Source organism: Chitinophaga sp. (assembly GCF_036566945.1).
Lineage (GTDB): Bacteria > Bacteroidota > Bacteroidia > Chitinophagales > Chitinophagaceae > Chitinophaga.
Map to the genome: position 1 here is coordinate 1 of NZ_DATCVJ010000076.1, position 10,686 is coordinate 10,686.

Annotated in this window: 11 protein-coding genes; 6 read left to right on the forward strand and 5 right to left on the reverse strand. The window is 45.5% G+C overall.

Annotated elements, in window-relative coordinates; genetic code table 11:
* Positions 1 to 21 precede the first annotated feature (21 nt).
* The 6 genes from VIP81_RS02190 to VIP81_RS02215 all read left to right on the forward strand — a co-directional run bounded on the left by VIP81_RS02190 (position 22) and on the right by VIP81_RS02215 (position 6,559).
* Positions 22 to 1,197: a porin gene (locus tag VIP81_RS02190; protein WP_331956841.1), complete on the forward strand. Its 1,176-nt coding sequence runs from the start codon at positions 22 to 24 to the stop codon at positions 1,195 to 1,197.
* A 14-nt stretch (positions 1,198 to 1,211) separates the two neighbouring features.
* Positions 1,212 to 2,642, forward strand: coding sequence for an anion permease (locus tag VIP81_RS02195; RefSeq protein WP_331956842.1), 1,431 nt, complete (start codon positions 1,212 to 1,214; stop codon positions 2,640 to 2,642).
* Positions 2,643 to 2,664: 22 nt separating this feature from the next.
* The gene (locus VIP81_RS02200) at positions 2,665 to 3,333 is read left to right on the forward strand and encodes a succinate dehydrogenase cytochrome b subunit (RefSeq protein ID WP_331956843.1); all 669 of its coding nucleotides are present in this window, start codon (positions 2,665 to 2,667) and stop codon (positions 3,331 to 3,333) included.
* Between the two features lie 6 nt (positions 3,334 to 3,339).
* Entirely contained in the window at positions 3,340 to 5,250 is a 1,911-nt protein-coding gene (locus VIP81_RS02205) for a fumarate reductase/succinate dehydrogenase flavoprotein subunit (protein ID WP_331956844.1), read from the forward strand.
* Positions 5,251 to 5,265: 15 nt separating this feature from the next.
* Positions 5,266 to 6,012 (forward strand): succinate dehydrogenase/fumarate reductase iron-sulfur subunit, encoded by a 747-nt coding sequence (locus tag VIP81_RS02210; RefSeq protein WP_331956845.1) that lies wholly within the window; start codon positions 5,266 to 5,268, stop codon positions 6,010 to 6,012.
* Positions 6,013 to 6,220: 208 nt separating this feature from the next.
* Positions 6,221 to 6,559 carry an IPT/TIG domain-containing protein gene (locus VIP81_RS02215; RefSeq protein ID WP_331956846.1) on the forward strand — a complete coding sequence of 113 codons (339 nt, stop codon included), beginning with the start codon at positions 6,221 to 6,223 and terminating at the stop codon, positions 6,557 to 6,559.
* A gap of 81 nt (positions 6,560 to 6,640) precedes the next feature.
* Here VIP81_RS02215 and VIP81_RS02220 read toward each other — a convergent pair whose 3' ends face one another.
* From VIP81_RS02220 to VIP81_RS02240, 5 genes are all read right to left on the reverse strand, one after another.
* Complete coding sequence (locus tag VIP81_RS02220; protein WP_331956847.1) at positions 6,641 to 8,056, reverse strand: META domain-containing protein; 1,416 nt, start codon at positions 8,054 to 8,056, stop codon at positions 6,641 to 6,643.
* 109 nt (positions 8,057 to 8,165) lie between these two features.
* Positions 8,166 to 9,071 (reverse strand): hypothetical protein, encoded by a 906-nt coding sequence (locus VIP81_RS02225; protein ID WP_331956848.1) that lies wholly within the window; start codon positions 9,069 to 9,071, stop codon positions 8,166 to 8,168.
* A gap of 18 nt (positions 9,072 to 9,089) precedes the next feature.
* Positions 9,090 to 9,707, reverse strand: a complete 618-nt coding sequence (locus VIP81_RS02230; protein WP_331956849.1) for an alpha-ketoglutarate-dependent dioxygenase AlkB family protein — start codon at positions 9,705 to 9,707, stop codon at positions 9,090 to 9,092.
* 41 nt (positions 9,708 to 9,748) lie between these two features.
* The gene (locus VIP81_RS02235) at positions 9,749 to 10,390 is read right to left on the reverse strand and encodes a DNA-3-methyladenine glycosylase 2 family protein (protein ID WP_331956850.1); all 642 of its coding nucleotides are present in this window, start codon (positions 10,388 to 10,390) and stop codon (positions 9,749 to 9,751) included.
* Positions 10,391 to 10,448: 58 nt separating this feature from the next.
* Positions 10,449 to 10,686 (reverse strand): M28 family peptidase (locus VIP81_RS02240; protein ID WP_331956851.1); only part of this gene is annotated, 238 nt, incomplete at its 5' end.

Sequence of the window (10,686 nt, forward strand, 5' to 3'; positions counted from 1 at the left end):
ATCGGGATATAACAACCGTGCATGCATAAACGATTTTTTAGCTTTGCCGCTTTACTATTGCTTTGTTGCATTACCCGCAACACCTATGCCTGGCAATCTGCTCCCGCAAGACAGGACAGTACAGCAAGAGACTCCTCCGTACAAAAAGTGGTTACTTTTATTAAGAAGATTTCCTTCGGCGGCGTTTTTCAGGCCAGATACACGGGCTCACTCACCAAAGACGTAGACGTAAATGGGGTGCACCAGCCTAATGCCGATGAAGTAGTGCGAAATAGCTTTAGTATCAAACGTGCGCGTTTACAGGCGAAGGCACAGGTAAGCGATCGCTTTTCTGCTGCCGTGCTGATAAACCTGGCTGAGTTTTCCGGCGATACCAAAGGCAAGGTGCTGGAAAATGTGTACATCTCTTACCGTTGGAACGATGCCCTCAACTTCACCGTTGGTCAGTTCCGCCCTTCCTTTGGCCTGGAAGATCTTTACCCGGTAGATATTATTCAGTCTATGGACTTCTCTAACCAGTACTATGCTTTTGGTAGCAATGGCTGGCAGAGCTTCCAGATAGGGGTTTCTATGTTTGGTGCGTTTAATAAAGAAAGCAAGGTGCCCATGAAATATGCCCTCTCCGTAGTGAATGGTAATAACCGTAACCAGCCGTCGGACAATGATAATGGTAAACTCGGTACGGCCAGGCTCGAATTAGGTGATATGAATAAGTTGTCACTGGGACTGAATGGAGGTTTCGGTGCGGTGAAACGACAAAACGTGTATGCGTTGGGGGTAGATGTCAGTGGCGTGATCCCCTTAACGCCCAAATGGGACCTGCAGCTGCAGTCAGAATATAAACAAGGCAATAATCATCAGCTGTATTATGCGATACCAGACAGTCTGCGTGAAGGCCCCGTTAGTAATTACATCATGAATGGCATCTATGTACTCCCTAATTTCAGGTATAAAATTAAATACCACAAACTAACGTCCATAGAGTTCTCTATGCGGTATGAATATTTTAATGAAGATGAGAAACACGCGGGGAATGTACGCCAGTCTTATATTCCCATGGTGAGTCTGGCTTTCCTGAAAGACTATGGCGGCCGCATACAGGTAGGTATGCAGATAGATCAGTACAACAAGAATGTTTCGGGAACAAAAGTGTATAACAGCAATCTTTTGATTGCACAGGTACAATGTAGGTTTTAATAAAGGCTGTCTATATGAAAGAAATCAAGTATCCGCAACTGTTAATTACACTGGCTTTTGGCCTGTTGATCTGGTTTATTCCGCCACCGGAAGGAGTGAAGCCGGAAGCCTGGCATCTGCTGGCTATTTTCCTGGCAACCATTGCCGGTATCATTATGAAAGCGGCCAGTATGGGCACTATGTCTATGATTGCGATCACACTGGTAGCGCTTACCGGGGTGCTGGCGCCGGGCAATCCGGGGAAGTCTATTACACTGGCACTCAGTAGCTTTGGCGACAAGGTGATCTGGCTCATCGGAATTTCCTTTTTCATTGCCCGTGGATTTATTAAAACGGGGTTGGGTAAACGGATTGCCTATCTCTTTATCCGGGTATTTGGCCGCAGTTCTTTAGGACTGGCTTACGGACTTGGTTTGGCAGACCTGGTGCTGGCGCCGGCAGTTCCCAGTAATACGGCCAGGGGTGGAGGGATTATTTATCCTATTATGAAGTCGATGGCCATGAACTTCGGGTCTATGCCGGAAGATCCTGCCACACACCGCAAACTGGGCGGATATCTTACCTTGAACAGTTATAATATGAACCTTATTACTTCTTCCCTGTTTTTAACTGGTACCGCCAGTAATCCCATGTGTCAGAAGTTTGCGAAAAATATGGGTATTGATATTTCATGGATGTCGTGGTTTACAGCGGCGCTGGTACCGGCCATTATATCCATTATAGCAGTACCCTGGATCCTGTATAAGATCTATCCGCCGGAGCTGAAATCTACCGGGGATGCGCCAGCCATGGCGGCGGAAAAGTTGAAGGAAATGGGCCCGGTACACAGAAATGAATGGCTGATGCTACTGGCATTCTTCATTCTTTTATTCCTGTGGATTACCGGAGATTTGTTTGGGATAGATGCTACCACTACGGCGTTAATAGGTTTGGTATTCCTGCTTATTTCCCAGGTACTGACCTGGGAAGATGTGAAATCAGAAAAGGGCGCCTGGGATACGATCGTATGGTTTTCTGCGCTGGTGATGATGGCCAGTTTTCTGAACACGCTGGGCTTTATTCCCTGGTTCAGTGATCTGATCAAACAGCAGGTGGGTGGTATGAAATGGACGATTGCTTTTCCCATTATTGTGCTGGTATATTTTTATAGTCATTACATTTTTGCCAGTGCCACCGCGCACGTGGCAGCCATGTATTCGGCATTTCTGGGAGTGGGTATTTCTGTAGGCATACCCGGCACCTTGCTGGCATTGGTACTTGGTTTTTGCGGGGGGATTTTCGGAACACTCACGCATTACGGTCATGGTCCGGCGCCGGTATTTTTCGGAAGCACCTATGTGGATCTGAAAGACTGGTGGAAGTGCGGGTTTGTATTGAGTATCGCGTTGATCATTATCTGGATGGGCCTTGGTGGCGTGTGGTGGAAAGTACTGGGCATCTGGTAAACGTATCGCTAAAAACTTTTTTATGGGTCAATGGAAGCAACAAACATTATCCAGGAAAAACTGGATGGCATTTACAGGGCTATTTCTCTGTCTTTACCTCGTGATACATCTGTTAGGTAACCTGCAGTTGTTTCTGCCGGCAGAACGGGCGCATACGCAGTTTAACCTGTATTCACATATCCTCTCGGGCAACATCATCATCCAGCTGATTTCTTACATCCTTTTTGCCAGTATCATCGGGCATGTGGTGTATGCGATTATTATAACGCTGGCCAATTCCCGGGCAAGAAAGGTAAAGTATCATTACGACCGCAGAGCAGCTGTGAGCAAGTGGTATAGCCGTAATATGGGATTGCTCGGCACCATTATTTTTATTTTCCTGGTCATCCACCTGCGTGATTTCTGGTATGTGTATAAGTACGGACAACTACCGCTGGATGCCAACGGGCATAAGGATTTATATATCCTGGTGGTGAATGTATACAGCGAATTATGGTATGTGGTGTTGTATGTGATTTGTATGATAGCCCTGTGTTATCACCTGCTGCATGGCTTTTTCAGTGCTGCCAGAACGTTGGGGTTGTATCATCCGCGTTATGCTAAATGGGTCAGAATTATTGGTTGGGTATATAGTATTGTGATCAGTGCCGGATTTGCGGCAATGCCCGTGTATGTTCATTTCTTAAAATAGTTGGTTATGCTGGATGCAAGAATACCGGACGGACCACTGGAAGGAAAGTGGAGTCATTACAAAGCACATGCAAAGCTGGTAAATCCTGCCAACAGAAAGAAGCTGGAAGTAATAGTGGTAGGAACCGGGCTGGCAGGCAGTTCTATAGCTGCTTCGCTGGGAGAGATGGGATATAGTGTGAAAAGTTTTTGTTTCCAGGATACGCCACGGCGCGCCCATTCTGTGGCGGCGCAGGGCGGGGTAAATGCCTGTAAGAATTACAAAAATGATGGGGATAGTGTATTCCGCATGTTTTACGATACCATAAAAGGGGGTGATTTCCGGGCACGTGAAAGCAATGTATACCGGCTGGCAGAATGCAGTGCCAACCTGATAGATCAGGCAGTAGCGCAGGGTGTGCCTTTTGGCCGGGAGTACGGAGGTTATTTGAACAACCGTTCTTTTGGTGGGGTGCAGGTATCCCGCACTTTTTATGCCCGGGGCCAAACGGGGCAGCAGCTACTGTTGGGGGCTTATCAGGCGCTCATGCGACAGGTAGGCGCCGGCAGCGTGCAGTTGTTTGCCCGGCATGAAATGCTGGACCTCGTGGTGATAGATGGCAAAGCCAAAGGGGTGATTGTGCGTAATATGGATACCGGTCAACTCGAGCGTCACAGCGCCCATGCCGTGGTGCTGGCAACAGGCGGCTTCGGTAAAATTTATTATCTGTCTACGTTGGCTATGGGCTGCAACGGTTCGGCCATCTGGCGCGCACATAAAAGAGGCGCCTATATGGCCAATCCCAGCTGGACGCAAATCCATCCTACCAGCTTACCCCAATCCGGTGAATACCAGTCTAAGCTCACACTCATGTCTGAGTCGTTACGGAATGATGGCCGTATCTGGGTACCAAAAAATAAAGATGAAGAACGGGAACCCAACCAGATTCCCGAAGAAGAGAGAGATTACTACCTGGAAAGAAAGTATCCGGCCTTCGGTAATTTATCTCCCCGTGATATTGCCTCCAGGGCAGCCAAAGAGCGGATAGACGCGGGGTATGGTATAGGTGCATTGAAAAATGCCGTATACCTCGATTTCTCCAAAGCCATAAAAGATCAGGGAGAAGCGACTATCCGGAAAAAGTATGGCAACCTGTTTCGCATGTACGAAAAAATTACCGGCGTTGATGCTTACAAAGAGCCGATGCGTATTTCTCCGGCCGCGCATTTTTCTATGGGCGGTTTATGGGTAGATTACGAATTGATGACCACCATCCCAGGTTTGTTTGCTTTGGGAGAAGCCAACTTCGCTGACCATGGAGCTAACCGATTAGGAGCCAATTCGCTCTTACAGGCCAGTATCGACGGGTATTTCATTGCACCTTATACGATAGCAAATTACCTGGCAGATGAAATTAAAACAGGACCAATAGATATACGACATGGCGCTTTTGCCGCCGCAGAAGAAAATGTGCAGGCGCAATTAAAAAGACTCATGGGCATACAGGGCAATTTAAGCGCAGATTATTTCCATAAAACCCTGGGTAAAATCCTGTACGATAAATGTGGATTAACGCGCTCCAAAGAAGGGCTGGAGGCGGCTATCAAAGAAATCACCGAATTGCGGGAAGCGTTCTGGCAGCGTTTATATGTACCCGGTGGTTATGCTATTAATACAGAGCTGGAAAAAGCCGGCCGCGTGGCGGATTACCTGGAGCTGGGAGAGCTGATGTGTTACGATGCACTCACCCGGGATGAGTCATGTGGGGCACATTTCCGTGTAGAACATCAAACACCGGAAGGAGAAGCGATGCGCAATGATGCGGACTTCTCTTTTATATCTGCCTGGGAATGGGGTGGAGCGGATAAAGCGCCGCTACTCCACAAAGAACCCCTGCACTTCGAATTTGTAACCCCTACAGTACGAAGCTACAAATAACTTAAACTAACGGTTATGCGTATACGAATTAAAATATGGCGGCAGGAAAATCAGGAAGATCCTGGCAAAATGGTGAATTATACACTGGAAGACATCAATCCGCATATGTCTTTCCTGGAAATGCTGGATACGCTCAATGAGCAACTACTGCAGGAAGGAACACGCCCCGTGGAATTTGATCATGATTGCCGCGAAGGCATCTGCGGACAATGTGGCGTAATGATTAACGGGCGGGCACATGGTCCCTTGCTGAATACCACTACCTGCCAGTTGCATATGCGTACATTTAAAGACAATGAAGAAATTGTAATAGAACCTTTCCGTGCTACAGCGTTCCCGGTAAAATGTGATTTAAAAGTAGATCGTTCTTCTTTCGACCGCGTAATACAATCAGGTGGTTTTATTTCTGTGAATACCGGACAGGCGCCGGAAGCGAATGGCATTCCGATTGGCTCTCCGGTGGCGGAAGCAGCGTTTGATGCGGCAGCCTGTATTGGTTGTGGTGCCTGCGTGGCAGTATGCAAAAATTCCAGCGCTGCGTTATTCACCAGTGCAAAAATATCGCACCTGGTACTCTTGCCGCAAGGACAAATAGAGGCACAAACAAGAGTAAAAAATATGGTCGATCAGATGGACAAAGAAGGCTTTGGCCACTGCAGTAATACGGAAGCCTGTGAGGCAGAATGTCCGCAACAAATTTCCGTGCTGCACATTGCCCGCATGAACTATGAGTATAACAAAGCACAGGTGCTGAAAAAGTAAATGCTAACTTCATATATCCGTATACGTAATTCTACTTATTTTAAAAATAAGTTAGGATACTTGTCTTTTATTGAAATATAGGTTGTAAATTTGCGTCCGTTTGAATACCGAATATATACTGTTGCTGATAAGAGTTGCAATTGCAATAGTGTTAACCCCGGTGAATTATTTGTAACAGGGTGTTGTTACCCCCCAAAAGAAAAATAAGATGAAACTTAGAATGTTTGTGGCAGCTATTATGCTGTTGATAACAGCCATGATGGCCTGTTCCCCTAATCAAGAAAAAAATACCACTGAAGTAGTAACCGGAAATGCAGGTAATTTCCTCGTGATCAAAGGTCGTGGTTTTAGTGTCGACAAAAGTCAGAACAAAGTGATCTTTGGATCTGTTCCTGCGCAGGTGCTGCGTGCAGATGCTAATTATTTGCTGGTGCAGGTACCTGTACAGAAAGTGGCTACAGTGCCGGTGGTGGTAGCCGTAGGAGAAAATATTTCCAACGCTATGCTGTTTGCATATCATCCTAAGCTGGTAGCTTCCAGCTTTTAAAAGAGTGTGAGTTAAATGTAATGGGTAGAGATCTTTTAAGATCATCTACCCATTGTGTTTTAAGTGATTATTCACCTTTTATTATTTATCCTGCATACCAAACATCACTACAATTTTCCCGTCTTTATACAGGTTTAAAGTTTGATCTGCTACATCATAGTGGTAAGTATTTTCGCTGATCAGTTTAAGAAATGCTGCTTCGCGACGCATTACTGCGGCGTCGGAGCAAGCCATACGGGTGCTGATGCCTTGTGTAAATTTAATTTGATCTTTCGTGGCGCTATAGCCACCGGAAATATTGTTACATCCACCTTTGCCGTGGAAACGTTTTTGATCAGTATCAAATTGCAGCCATATGCCGGAATTCGATAAAGTAGCATCATTCATTTTAATCACCTGCCATTTTTTGCTGCCAATAAAAGCCCACTGGCTGTCTTCTTCGGAGCTGGCGTGTTGATCGCTTGTTTTTTCTTCCATGGTAAATTGCAGGGTGAGTTTACCATTTTCATAAAGGTTTACTGTTTCTCCGGCAATAGTATATGTGAAAGTATGGCCTCCTAATTGTTTCAGGAAATCGGCTTCACGGCGCATCACATCTGCATCGGGGCAAGCCATCCGTGTACTCATGGCCTGTGTGAAGGTAATTTTGTTGCCACTTGTAGTATATCCACCGGAAACGTTATTGCATCCGCCTTTTCCCTGAAAGCGTTTTTTCGCCGCATCCAGTTGAATCCATATACCGGAGTTACTGATAATACCTTCATTTATTTGGGTCAGCGTCCATTTTCTGTTGGTAATAGCCGTGGAGCTACCAGTGTTACCGCCCTTATCCTGCAGGCTGAATTGCAATACAGTTTTACCGTTTTGAATCAGGTTAACGGTGCTGCCTACTACTTCATATTTAAAAGTCTGATCGCCCAAATGCTGTGTGAAGGAGCCTTCACGCTGCATTACGGTATTGTCGCCACAAGCCATAAGGGTGCCGGCCACTTTACTGAAAGTAATGTTGTTGCCGGCAATGGTATAGCCTCCCATCATGCTATTGCAGCCACTATTACCGTGAACGCGTTTTTGGGCGGCGTCAAATTCTATCCAGATTTTACCATCGGAAATGTCGGTATCATCCATTTTTACCAATACCCATTTTTTGCTGGTAATAGCGGCCGACTGGCTGCTGATTCTTTTTTTCTCCAATACTTTAGTTAGCGTGTATTTAATAGAAGAGCCGTCTGCCGGTGGGTTTTTGATGGACGTAATTTTTACTTTCAGTTTATAGCGATAGCCTGGCGTATACTTAAATCCGTTGATGTTGGTGTATAAATTGGACCAGTCGGTGTCATTAACGCCTTTTATCTGTAAACACTCCATTGGCGCCACTCCTGTGCAGGGTTCTTTTGACTCTTTTACATAGATCACCTGTGTTTTGGCAGATGGTTGCTTGTTTTGGAGGGGGGCCATGAAAGTGGTCGCGAAGGTGATTGCTAATTCGAACAACATAAAATATAGATTTTAATAAATAACAACAAAAGGAACGATCGGGTTTTATCTTTTGTTACAACTATCCATATTTTTCAAAAACGCTGCCAGACTCACTTTGAAAGCAATGCTATTCGCTGACGCAGCCATGGTAGGCTGTTTTGTTTGTTTTGCCCAGGCCATGAATGATGGATTCATAATACGCCAGTTTATCTTTCCCGGGCAAGGCAATAACGGTAACGTCATTTGCTGCAAGTAAATCCAGCTTATATTTGGAAGCCGCTACATATTCCTCAGGGATGTAATAAAATATTTTGTTGGACACCGGCACATTTTTATGATGGAACTTCTGCCTGGCTCTGTAAGTCAGCAGCCACCAAAGATCTGTTTCTACAAAGTCGAGCGATAAGCCGAAGATGTGGATATCGTCCGTAAAGAAGAGATCAATCCAGGAATGGAAGTATACTTCTTTGAAGTGTATGCGCCGCAACAGGGACCGTTTAGGTACCTCTTTTGAAGTATATACGGTGCCACTGACTACGTAGTTACGCATCATTTGTAGTTGCCCGCCATAATGCTCAAAGCCAAGATTGATACTCATAGGGTTTAAACAATCGCCATGAATATGCCAGTAATTGGTATCGCCAACTTTATACTTTCTGAAAATACTATAGAACTTTTCGTTGATAAGGCTTGTATTTTCCAGCGGGGTACTACCTTCCAGCGTAAATTCATAGTTCGTGGTAAGTATATGCGCCGGCTTCAACGCCCTGATGGCGCTGTGTATGGGATTACTTTTTATTTCAGCGGCTTTGATAGCGATAAATGACTTCAGGTCTTTTTCCCTGATTCTATGGTTTTTGCTGGCGGTTAAAAATATTTCTTCATACAGCAAAGGGAAGGGTTTTTTGTCATCCAGTGCTATGCAGTCGCCGGCGTGGCAGAAGGTGATAATATCCTGCAGCAGGTCTTTCCAGCTTTGGCCGCGGGAAATGTTGTTAATGTCATTGCCAATTAATAGAACATGGTTTTTCATAAGATGGATTCGGTTTTTTTAAGGGTGAATAAATCGGAAGGTGAGGTTAATTCTTCCGGTAGATACTTTAGTTGTTTTGGGTACCTGGTGTTCCCAGTATTGTTGCAATGCGCCTTTCATAATGAGCAGCGAGCCGTGCTCTAATGGTAGTTCATATTTCTGGCGATGGTCACTCTTATAGCGCAGCAGAAAACGCCTGGTGGCGCCGAAATTGACAGAAGCAATTACAGGTTGTGGACCCAGTTCCGGTTCATCATCTGCATGCCAGCCCATGGCATCGTTTCCATTACGATAAAGGTTCAACAGCACGCTGTTATAAGAATGCCCGCTAATGGGCGTAATACGGTCGCGTATCTGCAATAATAAGGGCGTCCAGTCAGCAGGAGTAAAGGTATTGCCGGAGAACCGGTAGCTCATGGTAGCGTCGCCATGCCAGGCCATTAAGCGGGGAAATAAAACGGACTTTCCGTACATCTTCATGGACTCCTGTTTCCAGTCGATGGTATTGGTTATTTTTTGCATGAAATCATCGCTATCCACAGTATTAAAAAACTGTGGATAGTAGACCAGCTCTCCATTCAGAAGTGAAATCTCTCTGGCATCCCGATCATCGAAAAAGCTTCCCTGCACATTCATAATACAAATTTAGGAAGGCGCTACGCAGTGTATATGTGGAGTTATTTATCAGGTGTGTTATCTTTCCAGGACCACAGGTAACGGCAGGCATGGGTGCGGTAAGGCGACCATTTATCGGATATTTTACGTAGCTGATCCCTGAATGCTTTCTTGTCTTCCCGATCCAGTTTGTACAACTTAATCATGGCCTGTTGCAAGCCCCAGTCGTCCATCGCAAATATATCGTCCCGGCACAGGTAAAACATCAACAGCATTTCTACCGTCCAACGCCCTACACCCTTGATCTGCGTGAGATACGTGATCACTTCTTCATCTCCCATTTTTTTCAGCTTGCTGTCGGTCAGTTTTTCCGCAATAACAAAAGCCGCTACATTATGTACATAAGTAACCTTGGCGTTAGATAAACCAATGCCACGCAGCGTAATAGCGGGGGTATCGAGTATTTGCCTGGCAGTGGGTTCTTTGCGTCCGTAAAGGTCCAGAAAGCGGGAGTAAATTAGATCTGCTACTTTGGTAGATAACTGCTGGCTCATAATAGATCCGATCAGCTTCAAACAGATGTTTTTTCGTATAGTCAGCTCCGTTAACGGGCCGCCAATAATTTTCTGCAGCTTTTTATCCTTGCTGAGATGTACCTGGTAGTGTACCGGATTGGATGCCGGAGTGCCTGCTGATCTGGGCATAAACTGTTTTTTAGTTAATACATCACATCCTCTTTCACTCCGGCATTCCATCCCGGCATTAGTAATTAAATGGCTGCGTATAGATCACCTGCAAGAGGGTTTGCCCTACAGATTGCAGCGTTTTTTTGTCTATCACATCCATATTATCATTCTGCGTATGCCAGTGTGGCGCAAAGTCGTTATTGGGCTGTAAAGCAATGATGTCGAACGTAGGAATATTGGCGATGGTGTTTACCGCAATATGATCATCTGTAATATACGCCCCGTTATTTTCATAGCGGAACTTATCGGAGTAA

Excerpts from the sequence above, each read along its gene's own strand:
- VIP81_RS02190 (WP_331956841.1), top strand. The coding sequence starts at position 22 with ATGCATAAACGATTTTTTAGCTTTGCCGCTTTACTATTGCTTTGTTGC.
- VIP81_RS02195 (WP_331956842.1), top strand. The coding sequence starts at position 1,212 with ATGAAAGAAATCAAGTATCCGCAACTGTTAATTACACTGGCTTTTGGC.
- VIP81_RS02200 (WP_331956843.1), top strand. The coding sequence starts at position 2,665 with ATGGGTCAATGGAAGCAACAAACATTATCCAGGAAAAACTGGATGGCA.
- VIP81_RS02205 (WP_331956844.1), top strand. The coding sequence starts at position 3,340 with ATGCTGGATGCAAGAATACCGGACGGACCACTGGAAGGAAAGTGGAGT.
- VIP81_RS02210 (WP_331956845.1), top strand. The coding sequence starts at position 5,266 with ATGCGTATACGAATTAAAATATGGCGGCAGGAAAATCAGGAAGATCCT.
- VIP81_RS02215 (WP_331956846.1), top strand. The coding sequence starts at position 6,221 with ATGAAACTTAGAATGTTTGTGGCAGCTATTATGCTGTTGATAACAGCC.
- VIP81_RS02220 (WP_331956847.1), bottom strand. The coding sequence starts at position 8,056 with ATGTTGTTCGAATTAGCAATCACCTTCGCGACCACTTTCATGGCCCCC.
- VIP81_RS02225 (WP_331956848.1), bottom strand. The coding sequence starts at position 9,071 with ATGAAAAACCATGTTCTATTAATTGGCAATGACATTAACAACATTTCC.
- VIP81_RS02230 (WP_331956849.1), bottom strand. The coding sequence starts at position 9,707 with ATGAATGTGCAGGGAAGCTTTTTCGATGATCGGGATGCCAGAGAGATT.
- VIP81_RS02235 (WP_331956850.1), bottom strand. The coding sequence starts at position 10,390 with ATGCCCAGATCAGCAGGCACTCCGGCATCCAATCCGGTACACTACCAG.